Genomic DNA, 18,137 nt, shown 5'->3' on the forward strand with positions numbered 1-18,137 from the left:
ACCCCGGCGCGCGCACGGCGGCGAGCCGGGGGTGTGGCCGGCGCGTGGGCCTCAGCGCCCGCGCGCCGCCATGCGGGCCTTGCGCGCCGCGAGCTTCTCGTCGAACTTCGACGCCTCGCTGTCCAGGCCGCCCATGTACAGACCGAGCTCCTCCTGCGCCTGGAGCCCCTCCGGGCCGAGCCCGTCGATGTCCATGACCTTCAGGTAGCGCAGCACGGGCTGGATCACGTCGTCGTGGTGGATGCGCATGTTGTAGATCTCGCCGATCGCCATCTGCGCGGCGGCCCGCTCGAAGCCGGGCATGCCGTGTCCGGGCATCCGGAAGTTGACGACCACGTCACGGACGGCCTGCATGGTGAGGTCCGGGGCCAGCTCGAAGGCGGCGCCCAGGAGGTTCCGGTAGAAGACCATGTGCAGGTTCTCGTCGGTGGCGATGCGCGCGAGCATCCGGTCACAGACCGGGTCGCCCGACTGGTGGCCCGTGTTGCGGTGCGAGACGCGGGTGGCCAGCTCCTGGAAGGCGACGTACGCGACGGAGTGCAGCATCGAGTGCCGGTTGTCGGACTCGAAGCCCTCCGCCATGTGCGCCATGCGGAACTGCTCCAGCTTGTCCGGGTCGACGGCGCGCGAGGTCAGGAGGTAGTCGCGCATCACGATGCCGTGGCGGCCCTCCTCGGCCGTCCAGCGGTGCACCCAGGTGCCCCAGGCGCCGTCGCGGCCGAAGAGCGAGGCGATCTCGTGGTGGTAGCTGGGCAGGTTGTCCTCGGTCAGCAGGTTCACCACGAGAGCGATCTTGCCGATGTCGGTGACCTTGGACTGGTCGGGGGCCCACGCCTCGCCGTCGTCGAAGACGCCCGGGAAGTTCCGGCCGTCGGAGAACGGGACGTACTCGTGGGGCATCCAGTCCTTGGCGACCTTGAGATGGCGGTTGAGTTCCTTCTCCACCACCTCTTCCAGCGCGTACAGCAGCTGGGCGTCCGTCCACGCCTTCGAACTGCCGAGGTGGGGAGAGGTGATCGTCACGGGTGCTCCTGGGGACGGGAGATTTACCTACGGCTTCGTAGGTTACGTGTCCGTAGGTTAAGCGCAGGTAAGCCCTCAGCCAAGCCTGACCGGTGGCGGAACCGTTCTCCGGGGCATCCCGGACGGGTTCCGGAGACGGCCGGCCGGGGCGGCACGGCGCCGCGGGGGGACGGCCCGGGCCGTACTCCCGCTCAGTGATTGTCGCCCAGGAACTCCGCCAGCTCCCGGTCGAGGTCCAGGAACCGGTGCTCGTCGCCCACGGGCACCAACTCCTGTACGCGCCTGAGGAATCGGCGCAGCTCCGAGGTGCGGACGTGCACCATCGCGATGCCCTCGGCGGCATGGAACTCGAGCGCGGTCCGCTCCTGGCCGAAGGGCCGCACCCGTACGTCCCCGAGGCCGGCGGGCGCGTCCACGCCCTGGGCCAGCAGCTCCCGGGAGAACTCCCACGAGACGTCCGTGCCCTCCAGCGTGGCCCTGGCCGGGAACGCGATCCGGACCGCGAACGGATGGGCGCGGTCGTACCGCAGGGTGGCGGCCAGCGTCGCCATCCGTGGAACGGACGCGACCATGCGGGCCTGTACGGGCTGCTCGATAAGGCTGGACAAGACCTGCTCCCTCGCACGGCTGGACGAACGGGCTCCGGCACTGGAGTAGACGACGGAACACCGCGATCCGCGCACCGACCCGGGGCGTGAGCTGTGTCACCGCCGAAACCCCCGGGACTGATCATCTGCCCGGGAAGTGCCCGTCCACCCGTGCGTCCAGCCCGTACGCGGACGGCGCGACCCACGGCGGCGGGCCGCACGGCCCGGCCGCCAACCGGACAGGGCCCGTTAACGACCCATCGGCGGAGAGTCGGGACATCGCGGTACGCCCCGGGCGGAAAGCCCCGCCGGACAGGGGCTGACGCACCGCCCCGGGATCAGCACACGTCGAGCAACCCGTGCTCCCGCACGACCTCCAGCGACAGGGTGCGGTAGCCGACCGTCTGGAAGAGCACGGTCAGACTCCGGTCCTCCTCGCTCATCACCGAACCCTCACCCCAGTGCTGATGCCGGACCCGGGTGCCGGGGTGGAAGGGGTGGCCGCCTCCGGCCGCCTCCTCGGCGGCCGGGGCGGGTATCTGCCCGCCCGTACCGGCCAGGATGGCCGGACCGGGCGCCACGCCCTCCCGGGACAGTTCGGCCGCCCCGCACAGGTCGCAGGAGCCGCACTCCTCGGACTCGCCCCGGACCTGTCCGAAGTAGCCGAGGAGGAAGCGGCGCCGGCAGCCGGTGGTCTCCGCGTAGCCACGCATCATGTCCACCCGGGAGCGTTCGAGCTGCTGGTGGGCGTCGCCCAGTTCGACCGCCCGCTGCGCCGCGTGGGCCGGGTCGATGCCCGGGGCAGGCTCCACGTCGCCCCGCACGGTGGTGCGTACCGCGTCGACCTGCTCCAGGAGGTTGACGACCGCCGTCAGCCGGCTCGCCGTCAGGTGCGTCTCGTCCCGCAGGTCGCCGGGGTGCACGGGACCGTCGTGCTCCGCCAGCGTGCGCGCCACCTGGGTGACGGTGTCCGGGTCGGGGCGGCCCGCCGAGAAGAAGCGCTGCAGGCCGAGATCCTGCGGCCGGTACGCGAGGATCGCCCGGGACTGCTCGCCGTCCCGTCCGGCCCTGCCTATCTCCTGGTAGTAGGCGTCCAGGGACCCGGGGACGGACGCGTGGAGCACGAAGCGCACGTCCGGCTTGTCGATACCCATCCCGAACGCGGACGTCGCCACCACCACGTCCAGCGAACCCGCCAGGAAGCGGTCGTGCACGTCGCCACGCTCCTGCGCGGGAAGTCCCGCGTGGTAGGCCGCCGCGTCCAGCCCCAGCAGGCTCAGCTCGTTCGCGTACTTCTCGGCCTCGCGCCGCGTCGCCGCGTACACCAGCCCCGGCTTGGGCTCCGCCGCGGCACGCTCGACCACCGCCCGCTCCTTGACCGCCGCGTCCCGGAACGGGATCACCTCCAGATGGATGTTCGGACGGTCGAAGCCGGTGACGACCTCCCGCACGTCCCGCATCCCCAGGTGCGCGACGATGTCGGCCCGCACGGGGGCGGCGGCGCTCGCCGTCAGAGCGAGCACCGGAGGACGCCCGATCCGCCGGAGCACCTGGCCGAGCCTCAGGTATTCGGGCCGGAAGTCGTGGCCCCAGGAGGACACGCACTGCGCCTCGTCCACCACGAACAGCGCCGGCTCGGCGGCCGCGAGCTGCTCGACCACCTCGTCCTTCGCCAGCTGCTCCGGGGCGAGGAAGAGGAAGTCGACGTCCCCCGCGCTGATCCTGTCCCACACCGCGGCGTTCTCGTCCCCGGTCTGCGTCGAGTTCACCGCCGCCGCATCCGTCCCCGTGCGGCGCAGCAGCCCCTGGACCTGGTCGCGCTGGAGCGCGATCAGCGGCGACACCACGACGGTCGGACCCGGGAGCAGCACCCCCGGAACCTGGTAGACGGCCGACTTCCCGGCGCCCGTGGGCATCACCACCAGCGTGTCGCGCCGCTCCATCACCGCTTCCATCGCCGTCGTCTGCTCCGGCCGCAGCCGCTCCCAGCCGAACACATCCCGCGCGACGTCCTGAAGACGTCGCGAAGAAGCAGTCACCATGACACTCCTCGACAGCGAACCGGGGCGAAACCCGCGAACCGGGAGCCCTCGTGGCGCTCCTCGTACCCCCGTTGACGCGCGGTAGTGCACGCGGAGGCGGCGTGCCTTTCGTCCCGGACCGCCGTCGCCCGGTCCGGGCGCTCACCCGGGCGCGAAGCCCCCGACGGACGAAGCCCGGCGAACACGCCCTAAGCTCGGCCGTCATGACGACGTTCACCGTGCCCGCCGACGCCGCCGGGGCGCGGGCCGTCCAGGACCGCCTGCGTGACCGGGTGGTGACCGAGGACTCCGGACCGGCCCCCGGATCGGGCCACGTCACCGGAGTGGACGTCGCCTACGACGACGAGCGGGACCTCGTCGTCGCGGCGGCCGTGGTGCTGGACGCCGCCACCCTCGACGTGGTCGCCGAGACCACCGCCGTGGGCCGGGTCACCTTCCCGTACGTCCCCGGGCTGCTGGCCTTCCGGGAGATTCCCACGGTGCTCGCCGCGCTGGAGTCGCTGACGGCCGACCCGGGCCTCGTCGTCTGCGACGGATACGGGCTGGCTCACCCCCGCCGCTTCGGGCTCGCCAGCCATCTCGGGGTGCTGACCGGACTCCCCGTCATCGGCGTCGCCAAGAACCCCTTCACCTTCGCGTACGAACCGCCCGGCCCGAAGCGCGGCGACTCCTCCCCGCTGCTGGACGGTACGGAGGAGGTCGGCCGGGCCCTGCGCACCCGGGACGACACCAAACCGGTCTTCGTCTCCATCGGCCACCGCACCACGCTGGACATCGCCTGCGCCCACACCCTGGCGCTGACCCGGGGGTTCCGCCAGCCCGAGACCACCCGCAGGGCCGACGCGCTCTGCCGGCGCGCACTGCGCGAGGCGGTGGGCTGAAGCGGGCCCCCCGGAGCGCCCTCCCGGCCGCTCAGCGCCGGGCCGCCACCCGGAAGCCCAGCCCCGAGGCCCGCAGCCGTTCCAGCAGGGCATCGCCCATCGCCACCGCCGTCGTCACCTGGCCCGCGGTCTCCGGCAGATCGTCCAGGGCGAGGCAGAGAGCGGCCTCGCCCAGCATCCGCGCCGTCTCGTCGTATCCCGGGTCGCCGCCCGAGACCTCGGTGAAGACCCGCCGGCCGCCCCCCTCCCCGACGAACCGGACGGTGAACCTGCTCCGGCTGCGGCGCTCCTCGTCCGGTCCCTCGCCGGCCTGGTAACGGTCTGTCAGCCAGTCTCGTACGAAACGGAGTTGTGCTGCGGCCACCAAGGACACCAGGCCCGCCGTGCCGCCCAGCGCGACCGGCAGGTGCTTCACCGAGGCGAAGTGGCGGTAGCGGAAGTCGGGGCCGTAGCGCTCCAGCGCACGCGCCGAACGGCCCACGATCTGCGGGTCCACGGTCGGCAGGGGCAGAGCCCAGGTACCGGTCTCCCCGCTGAAGTGCGGGGCCCCCAGCGGGGTCCTGACGCGACGGCCGGTGAGCCGGGGCTCGCGCTCCCGGCGTTCCCGGGCGGCGGCCAGCATCTGCGGGCCCCGGCCCATCGCGTTCACCGCGGAGGCGAACGTACCGCCGGAGAAAACCGCGTGGGCGCGGACGAAGGCGTCGACCGTCAGCGGCACGCCCTCGGGCAACTGCCGGACGGTGAAGTACGCGCCGAGGTCGTGGGGCACCGAGTCGAAGCCGCACGCGTGCACCAGGCGCGCCCCGGATTCCCGGGCGGGCCCGTCGTGGTCGAGCCAGGTCCGGTCGATGAACTCGGCCTCACCGGTGAGGTCCAGGTAGTCCGTACCGGCCCGGGCGCAGGCCCCGACGAGCGCGTTCCCGTAACGGAGGTAGGGCCCGACCGTGGTGGCCACCACCCGTGCGGACAGGGCGAGTTCGCGCAGTGTGGTGGGATCGTCGGCGTCCGCGACGAGCAGTGCGGGTTCCGGGCCCTTCACGGCGAGGCCGCCGCGCAGCCGCTCCAGCTTCTCGCGGCTGCGCCCGGCCAGCGCCCAGCGCAGACCGTCGGGGGCGTGCGCCGCGAGATACGCGGCGGTCAGCGTGCCGACGAAGCCGGTGGCGCCGTACAGGACGACGTCGTAGGGGCGTTCCGATCCGTGGTGCCTTTTCATGCGTGCCTCCGCTGGGGCCGGCTCCGGGTGGGTGGCAGTCGAGGGTAGACCCGCGACCGGTGGCCGGTGAACCACTCCGGTCGCCCGCCGCGGGCCTCGGGCCGGCGGGTGACGCGTGGCACTCGGGGCGGAACGGCGTGTGACGGTGCACCATGGGAGTGGAAGAAACTAAGCGGTCGCTCGGCCAAAAGTCTTGTGCGAGGCGGCGGTCGTTCTTAGCATCGTCGATGTTACATCGGTTGTGTCACACCGCTGGGGGCTTGATGACCGCGTCGGGGAACGGCCCCCTCTCGGGAGTGCGCGTGGTCGAACTGGCGGGCATCGGCCCCGGCCCGTTCGCCGCGATGCTTCTCGCCGACCTCGGCGCCGACGTCGTCCGGGTGGACCGGCCGGGCGGGGAGGTGCTCGCCATCGACCCGGCCCGCGACCTGACCAACCGCAACAAACGCTCCGTCCTGCTCGACCTCAAGACCGAAGCGGGCACCTCGGCCGTCCTCGCCCTCGCCGGACGCGCCGACATCCTCATCGAGGGGTACCGCCCCGGGGTCGCCGAACGGCTCGGAGTGGGCCCCGACGCCTGCCTCGGCCGCAACCCCCGGCTCGTCTACGGGCGGATGACCGGCTGGGGCCAGGAAGGCCCGCTCGCCCAGCACGCCGGGCACGACATCTCCTATCTCGCGCCCACCGGCACCCTTTCCATGATCGGCCGCCCCGGCGAACCCCCGGCCGTCCCGGCCAACCTGCTCGGCGACTACGCGGGCGGCTCCCTCTACCTCGTGGTCGGCGTACTCGCCGCCCTCCAGCACGCCCGTACCCCCGGCGGGAGCGGCCAGGTCGTGGACGCGGCGATCGTCGACGGCGCCGCCCACCTCGCCACCATGATCCACGGCATGCTGGCGGCCGGTGCCTGGCAGGACCGGCGCGGCGCCAACCTCCTCGACGGCGGCTGCCCCTTCTACGGCACGTACGCGACCTCCGACGGCGAGGCCATGGCGGTCGGCCCGCTGGAACAGCGGTTCTACGACGAGTTCACGGCGCGCCTCGGTATCGCCGACGAGCTGCCCGACCGCGCGGACCTCGCCCGCTGGGAGGAGCTGCGCACCGCGGTCGCGGACCGGTTCCGTACCCGCACCCGCGCCGAGTGGACCGAGGTGTTCGAGGGCACCGACGCCTGCGTCGCCCCGGTCCTCTCCCTCCGCGAGGCGCCCGCCCACCCGCATCTCGCCGCCCGCGCCACCTTCGTGGAGCACGCCGGGATCACCCAGCCCGCCCCCGCCCCGCGCTTCTCCGCCACCCCCACCGCCGTACGGAGCGCCCCCGCCCTGCCCGGCAGCGGCGCCGCGTCGGTGGCGGCGGAGTGGGACGTGCCGGAACTGCTCGGGGGCGGGGACGCGGCGGAATCACCCGGGTGCCGGGACGAGCCGGAGCCGGCCGGTAAACCGCCGGAGGGGGCTTCCGGATGAGGGCGAGACCGGTGCACACCATCCGACACCCACCCCAGGAGGCCCGGTGAAACGGCAGATCTTCGCCGCAGAGCACGACGTGTTCCGCGAGACCGTGCGTACCTTCCTCGCCAAGGAGGTGCTCCCGCACTACGAACAGTGGGAGCGGGACGGCATCGTCTCGCGCGAGGCGTGGCGCGCGGCGGGCCGGCAGGGCCTGCTCGGCCTCGCCGTCCCCGAGGAGTTCGGCGGGGGCGGCAACGACGACTTCCGCTACAGCGCCGTACTGGCCGAGGAGTTCACCCGGGCGGGCGTCAGCGGCCTCGCGCTCGGCCTGCACAACGACATAGTCGGGCCCTACCTCACCGGCCTCTCCACCCCCGAGCAGAAGCGGCGCTGGCTGCCGGGCTTCTGCTCCGGCGAGACCATCACCGCCATCGCCATGACCGAACCCGGGGCGGGCTCCGACCTCCAGGGCATCCGGACGACCGCCGAGGACCGGGGCGACCACTGGCTGCTCAACGGGTCCAAGACCTTCATCTCCAACGGCATCCTCGCCGACCTGGTGGTCGTCGTCGCCCGTACGTCACCGGAAGGCGGGGCCAAGGGGCTCTCGCTGCTCGTGGTCGAACGTGGCGCGGCGGGCTTCGAACGCGGCCGCAACCTCGACAAGATCGGCCAGAAATCCCAGGACACCGCCGAACTCTTCTTCCACGACGTCCGGGTCCCCAAGGAGAACCTCCTCGGCGAACTCCACGGCGGTTTCCTCCACTTGATGACCAATCTGGCCCAGGAGCGGATGGGTATCGCGGTCGCCGGCATCGCCGCCGCCGAACACCTGCTGGAGATCACCACCCGGTACGTCAAGGAGCGCGAGGCCTTCGGCCGGCCGCTGGCAAAGCTCCAGCACGTCCGCTTCGAGATCGCCGAGATGGCCACCGAGTGCGCCGTCACCCGCACCTTCCTCGACCGGTGCATCGCCGAGCACGCGGAGGGCACGCTCGACGCGGTGCACGCCTCGATGGCCAAGTGGTGGGCGACCGAACTCCAGAAGCGGGTGGCCGACCGCTGCCTCCAACTGCACGGCGGATACGGCTACATGGCGGAGTTCCCGGTCGCCCGGGCCTTCACCGACGGACGCATCCAGACGATCTACGGCGGGACGACCGAGATCATGAAGGAGATCATCGGCCGCTCCCTGCTGTCCTGAGCGCCGCTCGCGCCCGAGCCGAGTGCCGCACGCACGCCGAGAACCCGTAAGCCCGCCCCCCGAAAGGCTGTTGTCTTGAGTACCGAAGCGTTCGTCTACGACGCGATCCGCACCCCGCGCGGTCGCGGCAAGGCCAATGGGGCCCTGCACGGCACCAAGCCGATCGACCTGGTCGTCGGCCTCATCCACGAGATCCGCGCCCGCTTCCCCGGCCTCGACCCGGCGGCCATCGACGACGTCGTCCTCGGTGTCGTCAGCCCGCTCGGCGACCAGGGATCCGACATCGCGCGGATCGCGGCCATCGCGGCGGGACTCCCGGACTCCGTCGCCGGCGTCCAGGAGAACCGCTTCTGCGCCTCCGGCCTCGAAGCCGTCAACCTCGCGGCCGCCAAGGTCCGTTCGGGCTGGGAGGACCTCGTCCTCGCCGGTGGCGTCGAGTCCATGTCGCGCGTCCCCATGGGTTCGGACGGCGGTGCCTGGGCGATGGACCCGATGACCAGCTTCGAGACCGGCTTCGCCCCACAGGGGATCGGTGCCGACCTCATCGCCACCGTCGAGGGCTTCTCCCGCCGTGACGTCGACGAGTACGCCGCCCTCTCCCAGGAACGCGCCGCCGAGGCGTGGAAGGAGGGCCGCTTCGCCCGCTCGGTGGTCCCCGTCAAGGACCGCAACGGCCTCGTCGTCCTCGACCACGACGAGCACATGCGCCCCGGCACCACCGCCGACTCGCTCGCCTCCCTCAAGCCCTCCTTCGCCGCCATCGGCGAGATGGGCGGCTTCGACGCGGTGGCCCTGCAGAAGTACCACTGGGTCGAGAGGATCGACCACGTCCACCACGCCGGCAACTCCTCCGGGATCGTGGACGGCGCCGCACTCGTCGCGATCGGCTCGAAGGAGGTCGGCGAGCGCTACGGCCTCACCCCGCGGGCCCGGATCGTCTCCGCCGCCGTCTCCGGCTCCGAGCCCACCATCATGCTGACCGGCCCCGCCCCCGCCTCCCGCAAGGCGCTCGCCAAGGCCGGACTCACCATCGACGACATCGACCTGGTCGAGATCAACGAAGCCTTCGCCGGAGTGGTGCTGCGCTTCGTCCGGGACATGGGCATCGGCCTCGACAAGGTCAACGTCAACGGCGGAGCCATCGCGCTCGGCCACCCCCTCGGCGCCACCGGCGCGATGATCCTCGGCACCGTCGTCGACGAACTCGAGCGGCGCGACCTGCGGTACGGACTCGTCACCCTCTGCGTGGGCGGCGGCATGGGCGTCGCCACCGTCGTCGAACGCGTCTGACCGGCCCCGCCCTCCCGCCACGCCCGCTGCCTACGGAGAAGAACCCATGACCGAGAGCACCACCATCCGCTGGGAAGAGGACGGGACCGGCGTCGTCACCCTCGTTCTCGACGACCCGGACCAGTCCGCCAACACGATGAACCAGGCCTTCACCCGGTCCCTCGCGGCGATCGCCGACCGCGCCGAGGCCGAGAAGGAGAACATCCGCGGCATCGTCGTCACCTCCGCGAAGAAGACCTTCTTCGCCGGGGGAGACCTCAAGGAAATGATCAAGGCCCGGCCCGAGGACGCCCAAGCCGTCTTCGACACCGGGATGGCCATCAAGCGCTCCCTGCGCCGCATCGAGACCCTCGGCATCCCCGTCGTCGCCGCCATCAACGGCACGGCACTCGGCGGCGGTTACGAGATCGCGCTCGCCTGCCACCACCGGATCGCACTCGACGCGCCCGGCTCCCGCATCGGCCTCCCCGAGGTCACCCTCGGCCTGCTCCCGGCGGGCGGCGGTGTCACGCGAACCGTACGCCTCATGGGCATCGCCGACGCGCTGCTGAAGGTGCTGCTCCAGGGCACCCGTTACACCCCGGCCCGCGCCCTCGAGAACGGCCTCGTCCACGAAGTGGCCACCACCCGCGAGGAGATGCTGGACAAGGCCCGCGCCTTCATCGACGCGCACCCCGAGTCCCAGCAGCCCTGGGACGTGAAGGGCTACCGCATCCCCGGCGGCACCCCGTCCAACCCCCGGTTCGCCGCCAACCTCCCCGCCTTCCCCGCCAACCTCAAGAAGCAGCTCGCCGGGGCCCCGATGCCCGCGCCCCGCAACATCCTGGCGGCGGCCGTCGAAGGCTCGCAGGTCGACTTCGAGACCGCGCAGACCATCGAGGCCCGCTACTTCACCGAACTGGTCACCGGCCAGGTCGCCAAGAACATGATCCAGGCGTTCTTCTTCGACCTCCAGGCCGTCAACTCCGGTGCCAGCAGGCCCGAAGGTGTCGAACGCCGTACCGTCCGCAAGGTCGCCGTGCTCGGCGCCGGCATGATGGGCGCCGGCATCGCGTACTCCTGTGCCCGCGCCGGCATCGAGGTCGTCCTCAAGGACGTCAGCGCCGAGGCCGCCGCGAAGGGCAAGGCCTACAGCGAGAAGCTGCTCGCCAAGGCGGTCTCCCGGGGACGCACCACCGAGGCCGCCCGCGACGAGCTGCTCGCCCGCATCACCCCGACCGGCGACCCCGCCGACCTCGCCGGCTGCGACGCCGTCATCGAGGCCGTCTTCGAGGACACCTCTCTCAAGCACAAGGTGTTCCAGGAGATCCAGGACGTCGTCGCCCCCGACGCGCTGCTCTGCTCCAACACCTCCACGCTGCCCATCACCGTCCTCGCGGAAGGTGTCACCCGCCCCGCCGACTTCGTCGGACTGCACTTCTTCTCACCGGTCGACAAGATGCCGCTGGTCGAGATCATCAAGGGCGAGGCCACCGGCGACGAGGCCCTGGCCCGCGCCTTCGACCTGGTCCGCCAGATCTCGAAGACTCCGATCGTGGTCAACGACTCGCGCGGGTTCTTCACCTCCCGCGTCATCGGCCACTTCATCAACGAGGGTGTCGCGATGGTCGGCGAGGGCATCGAGCCCGCCTCCGTCGAGCAGGCCGCCGCTCAGGCCGGCTACCCCGCCAAGGTCCTCTCCCTGATGGACGAGCTGACGCTCACCCTGCCCCGCAAGATCCGCAACGAGACCCGGCGCGCCGTCGAGGAGTCCGGCGGCACCTGGACCCCGCACCCCTCGGACGCGGTCGTGGACCGGATGGTCGAGGAGTTCGAACGGCCCGGCCGCAGCGGTGGCGCCGGGTTCTACGAGTACGACGAGTCCGGCCGGCGCGGCGCCCTCTGGCCCGGGCTGCGCGAGCACTTCGGCAAGCCCGGCGCCGCGATCCCGTTCGAGGACATGAAGGAGCGGATGCTCTTCTCCGAGGCCCTGGACAGCGTCCGGTGCCTGGACGAGAACGTCCTCGTCTCCGTCGCCGACGCCAACATCGGCTCCATCATGGGCATCGGCTTCCCGCCGTGGACCGGCGGGGTCCTCAGCTACGTCAACGGCTACGAGGGCGGCCTGCCCGGCTTCGTGGCCCGCGCCCGCGAGCTCGCCGAACGGTACGGGGCCCGCTTCCTGCCGCCCGCCCGCCTGGTGGAGATGGCCGACCGGGGCGAGACCTTCCACGACTGAGCCCGCCGCCCCCGGAAGGCGGTCCGCCCCGCGGCGGACCGCCTTCCGGGCGTACGGCCCGGTGTACGGCCTTCCGTACCGGACCGCTGTGCGGAAGGCCGTACCGTCAGGGCGCCTGGAACGCGGCGCGCAGCTCGGCCGTCAGCGACCGCTGGAACGCGGTCACCAGGGCCTGCATCACCAGCGGCCGCATGTGCGCCGAGAGCGACTTCATCGCGGCCACGTGCTCCGGGTCCGCCTCCCGTTCCCGGTACGGGCTCCACACCTCGTCCCGGAAGAGCCGGGTCAACTCGGCGGCCGCCGACCGGGTGTGCTCCATCAGGACCGTGCGCGCCCGGAGGATCGTCTCGTGCGCGATCGGTACGTCCAGCAGCTCCACCCCCAGCCGGAGCAGCCCCGGATCGACCCGGTGGACCCCCTCGGGCGACGCGGAGTCCCCTTCGGACCCGTCCAGCAGTACCCCCATCGCCGCCAGCCGGTCGAGATCCTCGCCGGCGAGCGGCCGGCCCGCCCGCCGCTCCAGCTCCGCCCCGGTCATCTCCTCGACCACGTCCGGCGCCCAGGACGCCACCAGTGCCCGGTGGATCGCCAGATCGTGGGCGCTCAGATCCTCCGGCAACTGCTCCAGATACCGTTCGATCGCGGCCAGCGTCATGCCCTGGCGCTGGAGCTCCTCGATCAGCGCCAGCCGCGACAGATGGCCGTGCCCGTAGTGCCCGACCCGGCGCGGCCCGATCACCGGAGGCGGCAACAGCCCCCGCGTGCTGTAGAAACGCACGGTGCGCACGGTCACCCCGGCGCGGGCCGCCAGCTCGTCGACGGTGAGCGTCGGCTCCTCGGGCGCGGTCGCCATGTCTGCTCCTCGATGCCCGGAGGTGGCCGGAGATGGCCGGATCGGTCCCGATCACCCCGGTGCGGCGATCGCGTGCAACAGTATTGCTGTCTCACCACTGTGGTGAAACCCTCACCGGCAGCGAAATGGGGCCCGGCCCCTTGTTTTCGACCGCCCCGTACACCAGCGGACAGGGCCTTCACGGCCACGGAGCACGTGCTCCTCAGGGAGCTTTCGGACCTGACTATGAACGTGCACAGCGATGCGTGCGTGCACCGCTTCGATCCGGGCGAGGCGGCGCGACTTGTTCACGTGGTGTGGCCGTGGTGGTCCACAAGAGCGGCGAGGAGCCGGGTCAACTGCTCGCGTTCCGGCGGGGTCAGTGGCGCGAGTACCTCGTTCTCCACCTCGGTGAGTACTTTGTCCAGCTTCAGCAGGTGCCGGTGCCCCTGCTTGGTGACAGCGATGATGTTCTGCCGCCGATCGGCAGGGTTGGCCGAGCGTTCCGCCAGTCCGCGATCGGCCAGCTCGCCGATCACCGCGACCATGTCGCTGCGGTGGATCCCCGTGCGGCGACTCAGCTCCGCCTGACTGGCGGGCCCGAACTCGTCCAGCGTGGCGAGCACCGCGTAGTGCCACTTGCGGGCGCCCGCGCGCGCCAGCTCTTCGTTCGCCAGGCGATCCGACTGGATCGCGGCCAGCGACAGGAGCCGGGTCCCCAGATTCCGCAGCCGCGTGGCAGTGGCCAGGCGGTCGGTCGGGCTCGCCGCATCGGGCGTGCTGTTGCTCATGCCGCGATCATACGTTGCGTTAGTCTCACTAACGAATTATCGTCAACGGCGAGAGGAACGTTAGTGTGACGAACGATGCGGTGTGTCGAACGTTGATCGTCCGAGCGTTCGGGCACCGGATGAAGCTCCTGGAGTTGAGACCATGATCAAGCCATTCCGCATCGACATTCCCCAGGCCGACCTCGACGACCTGAACGACCGCCTCTCCCGCACCCGTTGGCCCAACGAGGTCGCCGACGCCGGGTGGGACTACGGCTTCCCGCTGGCGCGGCTCAAGGAGCTGGCCGAATACTGGCGCACCGGCTACGACTGGCGGGAGCACGAGGACAAGCTCAACGAGCTCTCGCACTTCACCACTGAGATCGACGGCCAGAACATCCATTTCGTCCACGTCCGGTCTTCGCGACCGGACGCGCTCGCGCTGATCCTCACCCACGGCTGGCCCGGTTCGTTCCTGGAGTTCCTCGATGTGATCGAACCGCTGTCGCGCGACTTCCACCTGGTGATTCCGTCCATCCCGGGTTACGGCTTCTCCGGGCCGACCCGCGAACGGGGCTGGGACATGGTCCGGATCGCGCGGGCCTGGGCCGAGCTGATGCGCCGTCTCGGGTACGAGCGTTATGGCGCGCAGGGCGGCGACTTCGGCTCGGGCATCTCGACGGCGCTCGGCGGAGTGGCACCCGAGCAGGTCGTCGGAGTGCACGTCAACTACCTGCCGACCCGGCCGGTCCCGGACGCCGGCATCGAGCTGTCCGCAACGGATGAAGTGCGGCTGGACAGGATCCGGCAGTTGATGGCGAATCGTCCGCCGTACCAGGCCCTGCAGGCCACCACCCCGCAGACCATCGGCTACGCACTGACCGACTCGCCCGTCGGCCAGCTGGCCTGGATCGCCGAGCGCTTCGCGCAGTGGACGGACCCTGGCTCCCGGATCAGTGACGAGCGGATACTCACCGATGTCTCGCTGTACTGGCTGACCGCCACCGCGGCCTCCTCGGCGCGGCTGCACAGAGATGCTCCGCGGCACGTCGAGCCGTGCCCGGTGCCGGTTGGCGTGGCGGTGTTCGCGCACGACATCACGCAGTCGGTGCGACCGCTGGCCGAGCGGCTGTACGACATCAGCCACTGGTCGGAGTTCGAGCGGGGCGGCCACTTCGCCGCGATGGAGGTGCCGGAGCTACTCGCCGGGGACGTCCGGGACTTCTTCCTCAACCACATCGAGTACGACCACCTGAGCGCCACCCGGCAGACCGCACTCTGACGACGCACCCCCGGACGCGCCGCCGACGGCGCACTCCCGGGAGCTTCGCGGCCGACAGGCCGCTCGCCTCCAGCCACCTGGCAGGCTCGGCAGCAGCCGAGTGGCTGGAGGCGGTGGGACGGTCATCGGCGATCGGTGAACCAGCCCCCGCACGTGGTGTGTCGGCCGAACTTCATCCGCCCGGATGATCCGCACCCTCCGGTCCTGGCGGGAGGTGGAATCCTGGCCTACCGCTCCGGAGGGGCGGCGGGACCGTTGAGCGCCTCGACGACCTGGTCGTAGTCGCCGCGGGCCTCGCCGTAACGCAGGAACTTCACGCGCTCGACCTGGATCTCCCTGGCGTCGGGCTGCGCCTCGATCAGGCCGATGACCTCCGCGACGTACTCGTCCAGGGGCATGGCGTGCTCGTCGTCCTCCTGCCCGGGCAGCAGCGCGGTCCGTACGGCCGGCGGTTCGAGCTCCACGATCCGCACCGACGTGTCGGCGAGCTGCAGCCGGACGGACTCACTGAGCATGTGGATCGCGGCCTTCGTCGCGTTGTAGCTCGGCGTGACCTTCAGAGGGGTGAACGCCAGGCCGGAGGAGACCGTCATGATCGTGGCGTCCGGCTGCGCCTGGAGATGCTCGACGAAGGCGGCGATGAGGCGGATCGGCCCGAGCAGGTTCGTCGTCACCGTGGACTCGGCGGAGGCGAGGAACGCCGCCGGATCGTGCCAGTCCTCGACCTTCATGACACCGGCCATGGTCACGAGGACGTTGAGATCCGGGTGATCGGCCAGGACCTGCTTCGCGGCGGAGGCGATGCTCGCCGCGTCCGCGGTGTCGATCCTCACGGTGCCGATGCCGGGGTGCTCGGCCGCGATCCTCTCCAGCAGCTCGGCACGCCGGCCGCCGACGACGACGGTGTTCCCCCTGGCCTTCAGCTCGAGGGCGAGCGCGAGCCCGATGCCGCTGGTGGAGCCGGGGATGAAGATGGTGTTTCCGGAGATGTTCATGGACCCATGGTCGTCGGTCCGCCGCGTCGGGTGCAGAGACCGCTTGTCGGGGGATCGGCGATCCCTGGCTACGCCGACGGCACCGGACGACAATGGGGTGCATGGACCGTGCAGCACTGGCCGACTTCCTCCGTCATCGCCGGGAGGCGCTCCGGCCGGAGGACGTCGCCCTTCCCCCAGGCGCCCGCCGGCGCACTCAGGGCCTGCGGCGTGAGGAGGTCGCATCGCTCGCCGTGATGTCGACCGACTACTACACCCGTCTCGAACAGCAGCGCGGGCCCCAGCCCAGCGCGCACATGCTGGCCTCGCTCGCCCGGGCCCTGCGGCTCACCACCGACGAACGCGACTACCTCTACCGGATCGCGGGACACAACCCACCGACGCCACTGTCGGCCTCACCGCACGTCGCTCCCGCTCTGCTGCGGGTGCTCGACCGGCTGCACGACACTCCGGCGCTCATCCTCACCGACCTGGGCGAGACGCTGGTGCAGAACGCGATGGCCGTCGCCCTGTTCGGGGACGCGTCCCACCACACGGGCCTCGCCCGCAGCGGGATCTACCGCTGGTTCACCGATCCCGCGGAACGTTCGGTGTACCCGGAGGCCGACCGGGACCGGCAGAGCCGCGCCCAGGTCGCGAACCTCCGCGCCGCCCACGGGATGCGCGGCCCGCAGTCACCGGCCGGCAGGCTCGTCCGGGCCCTGGAGAAGGAGAGCGCGGAGTTCGCGGAAGTGTGGGCACGACATGAGGTCGCCCGACGATTCGAAGACCACAAGACGCTCATCCACCCGGAAGTCGGCGCGATCGAACTGGACTGCCAGGCGCTGTTCACCGAGGACCAGTCCCAGACGCTCCTCGTGCTCACCGCTCCACCGCGGACCGAGGGGTACGAGAAGCTCCGACTGCTCGCCGCGCTGGGCCTGAACCGGTTCCCGCCGACGGAGCGCCAGGAGTCCGCTCCGGCACCGGCGAGGCGCGAAGGCTGAACCGCGGATCCGGCCCGGGGCGCTTGTCAGTGGCCGCCACTACGGTGGGTGACATGTCGGGGATCACGTACCTCAAGGGCGATGCCACCGCTCCGCAGGCCAAGGGCGTCAAGCTGATCGTGCACGTCTGCAACGACCTGGGCGGCTGGGGCAAGGGCTTCGTGCTGGCCCTCTCCCGCCGCTGGCCGGAGCCCGAGGCGGCCTACCGCCGCTGGCACCGCGAGCGCGCGGGGAACGACTTCGGCCTCGGCGCGGTCCAGTTCGTCCAGGTGGGCCCGTTCACGTGGGTGGCCAACCTGGTCGGGCAGCGGGGGATACGCAGGGGGAGCGCCGGTGTGCCCGTCCGGTACGAGGCGATCGACGCGGGCCTGGAAGCGGTGGCGGAGCGCGCCGTCGAGCTGGGCGCGTCCGTCCACATGCCGAGGATCGGCTGCGGGCTCGCGGGCGGCACGTGGTCCCGGATCGAACCGCTCATAGAACAGCGGCTGGTGCGCCGCGACGTTCCGGTGACGGTGTACGACTTCGGGTGAGCCGACGGGGTCCGCCCACGCCCCGGCGGTCGCACCGGTGGGCCGTGGCCGCGTTCGTACGATGCCGAGGCCTTGTTCGGTCCGTCCGGATCCCGGGATCCTGTTCGGGCTCGAACGGATGCCAGGTGCGCACGCTCCACTGTTCCAGAGCGTGTGCCCCGGCCTCAGCCCCGACCTCATGCGCTCCGACCTCCTCGAAGACCGGTTCCTAGCCCCTCGGAGACCTCCTTCCCGCAGCCGGGACGGAGGCCGCCGAAGCGCTCGGCGCACCGGTTGACCTGCAGCGACCCGTTGAACCGGGGGAACTGCGGCCGCGCTCGTGGAGTACCGCTCGCTGATCCGACTTGATCCACACGAAAGGCCCAACGTCCCATGGCAACGCTGGGAAAGACCGGCGTAAAGTTCGAACTCAAGTCCGAGGTGCGACGGGCGGTGCTACGCGCCGATCCGACCGAGGTGCCGCGCCTGGTGCTCATCGGAGTCAGCGGGGCCGGCCAGTACGTGATGGCGGGTCTGGGGCTGCTGGGTCTGCTCCTGATCGACAGTTACTTCCTCACCGTCACGGACCGGTCCATATTCGTGCATCGCGGGCCCCGCCTGAAGAACCGGCCCGAGAAACTGGTCCACGTCATTCCCCGCGCCCAGTCCGCCGGTCTGGTCACCCGCGTCAAGCGGGGCAAGACGTGGAACGTCCTGTGCCTGCGGTTTCCCGGCGACAAGAAGCCGACCCGGCTGAACGTCTCGTACTACTCCCGGGACGAGCTGGAGAGATTCCTCAACGACTTCCCCGAGGGGGCCGCACGCGGGTAGCGGGTAGCGGGTAGCGCGTGGTGCGT

Annotated in this window: 16 protein-coding genes; 9 read left to right on the forward strand and 7 right to left on the reverse strand. The window is 71.3% G+C overall.

Annotated features, from left to right (window positions below; translation table 11 throughout):
• Positions 1–51 precede the first annotated feature (51 nt).
• From ACWCSV_RS08220 to ACWCSV_RS08230, 3 genes are all read right to left on the reverse strand, one after another.
• Positions 52–1,023 (reverse strand): acyl-ACP desaturase, encoded by a 972-nt coding sequence (locus ACWCSV_RS08220; RefSeq protein ID WP_451139724.1) that lies wholly within the window; start codon positions 1,021–1,023, stop codon positions 52–54.
• Positions 1,024–1,214: 191 nt separating this feature from the next.
• Positions 1,215–1,631: an SsgA family sporulation/cell division regulator gene (locus ACWCSV_RS08225; protein WP_451139726.1), complete on the reverse strand. Its 417-nt coding sequence runs from the start codon at positions 1,629–1,631 to the stop codon at positions 1,215–1,217.
• A 317-nt stretch (positions 1,632–1,948) separates the two neighbouring features.
• The gene (locus ACWCSV_RS08230; RefSeq protein ID WP_451139728.1) at positions 1,949–3,652 is read right to left on the reverse strand and encodes a RecQ family ATP-dependent DNA helicase; all 1,704 of its coding nucleotides are present in this window, start codon (positions 3,650–3,652) and stop codon (positions 1,949–1,951) included.
• A 203-nt stretch (positions 3,653–3,855) separates the two neighbouring features.
• Between ACWCSV_RS08230 and ACWCSV_RS08235 the strand changes: the two genes are divergently transcribed.
• Entirely contained in the window at positions 3,856–4,533 is a 678-nt protein-coding gene (locus ACWCSV_RS08235) for an endonuclease V (RefSeq protein ID WP_451139730.1), read from the forward strand.
• 31 nt (positions 4,534–4,564) lie between these two features.
• Here the strand turns inward: ACWCSV_RS08235 and ACWCSV_RS08240 are convergent, their stop codons facing one another.
• Positions 4,565–5,746, reverse strand: coding sequence for a saccharopine dehydrogenase family protein (locus tag ACWCSV_RS08240; protein ID WP_451139732.1), 1,182 nt, complete (start codon positions 5,744–5,746; stop codon positions 4,565–4,567).
• Between the two features lie 263 nt (positions 5,747–6,009).
• On the opposite strand from ACWCSV_RS08240, the gene ACWCSV_RS08245 reads away from it, so the two are divergent.
• The 4 genes from ACWCSV_RS08245 (at position 6,010) to ACWCSV_RS08260 (ending at position 11,906) form a co-directional block, all read left to right on the forward strand.
• Positions 6,010–7,209 (forward strand): CaiB/BaiF CoA transferase family protein, encoded by a 1,200-nt coding sequence (locus ACWCSV_RS08245; RefSeq protein WP_451139734.1) that lies wholly within the window; start codon positions 6,010–6,012, stop codon positions 7,207–7,209.
• Positions 7,210–7,255: 46 nt separating this feature from the next.
• A complete protein-coding gene (locus ACWCSV_RS08250; RefSeq protein ID WP_451139736.1) occupies positions 7,256–8,398 on the forward strand; it encodes an acyl-CoA dehydrogenase family protein in 1,143 nt (380 codons plus the stop codon).
• 75 nt (positions 8,399–8,473) lie between these two features.
• Positions 8,474–9,688, forward strand: a complete 1,215-nt coding sequence (locus tag ACWCSV_RS08255) for an acetyl-CoA C-acetyltransferase (protein WP_451139738.1) — start codon at positions 8,474–8,476, stop codon at positions 9,686–9,688.
• A gap of 46 nt (positions 9,689–9,734) precedes the next feature.
• Positions 9,735–11,906: a 3-hydroxyacyl-CoA dehydrogenase NAD-binding domain-containing protein gene (locus ACWCSV_RS08260; protein WP_451139740.1), complete on the forward strand. Its 2,172-nt coding sequence runs from the start codon at positions 9,735–9,737 to the stop codon at positions 11,904–11,906.
• A gap of 106 nt (positions 11,907–12,012) precedes the next feature.
• Here the strand turns inward: ACWCSV_RS08260 and ACWCSV_RS08265 are convergent, their stop codons facing one another.
• Complete coding sequence (locus ACWCSV_RS08265; RefSeq protein ID WP_451139742.1) at positions 12,013–12,759, reverse strand: MerR family transcriptional regulator; 747 nt, start codon at positions 12,757–12,759, stop codon at positions 12,013–12,015.
• A 287-nt stretch (positions 12,760–13,046) separates the two neighbouring features.
• Positions 13,047–13,529 (reverse strand): MarR family winged helix-turn-helix transcriptional regulator, encoded by a 483-nt coding sequence (locus tag ACWCSV_RS08270; RefSeq protein ID WP_451139744.1) that lies wholly within the window; start codon positions 13,527–13,529, stop codon positions 13,047–13,049.
• 142 nt (positions 13,530–13,671) lie between these two features.
• Between ACWCSV_RS08270 and ACWCSV_RS08275 the strand changes: the two genes are divergently transcribed.
• Positions 13,672–14,790 carry an epoxide hydrolase family protein gene (locus ACWCSV_RS08275; RefSeq protein WP_451139746.1) on the forward strand — a complete coding sequence of 373 codons (1,119 nt, stop codon included), beginning with the start codon at positions 13,672–13,674 and terminating at the stop codon, positions 14,788–14,790.
• A gap of 227 nt (positions 14,791–15,017) precedes the next feature.
• Here the strand turns inward: ACWCSV_RS08275 and ACWCSV_RS08280 are convergent, their stop codons facing one another.
• The gene (locus ACWCSV_RS08280) at positions 15,018–15,785 is read right to left on the reverse strand and encodes an SDR family oxidoreductase (RefSeq protein WP_451139748.1); all 768 of its coding nucleotides are present in this window, start codon (positions 15,783–15,785) and stop codon (positions 15,018–15,020) included.
• A 101-nt stretch (positions 15,786–15,886) separates the two neighbouring features.
• Between ACWCSV_RS08280 and ACWCSV_RS08285 the strand changes: the two genes are divergently transcribed.
• The 3 genes from ACWCSV_RS08285 to ACWCSV_RS08295 all read left to right on the forward strand — a co-directional run bounded on the left by ACWCSV_RS08285 (position 15,887) and on the right by ACWCSV_RS08295 (position 18,111).
• Entirely contained in the window at positions 15,887–16,771 is an 885-nt protein-coding gene (locus tag ACWCSV_RS08285; RefSeq protein WP_451139750.1) for a helix-turn-helix transcriptional regulator, read from the forward strand.
• Between the two features lie 53 nt (positions 16,772–16,824).
• Positions 16,825–17,301, forward strand: coding sequence for a macro domain-containing protein (locus ACWCSV_RS08290; protein WP_451139752.1), 477 nt, complete (start codon positions 16,825–16,827; stop codon positions 17,299–17,301).
• Between the two features lie 372 nt (positions 17,302–17,673).
• Positions 17,674–18,111: a hypothetical protein gene (locus ACWCSV_RS08295; protein WP_451139754.1), complete on the forward strand. Its 438-nt coding sequence runs from the start codon at positions 17,674–17,676 to the stop codon at positions 18,109–18,111.
• Positions 18,112–18,137 lie beyond the last annotated feature (26 nt).

This window comes from Streptomyces sp. NPDC001770 (assembly GCF_053596135.1).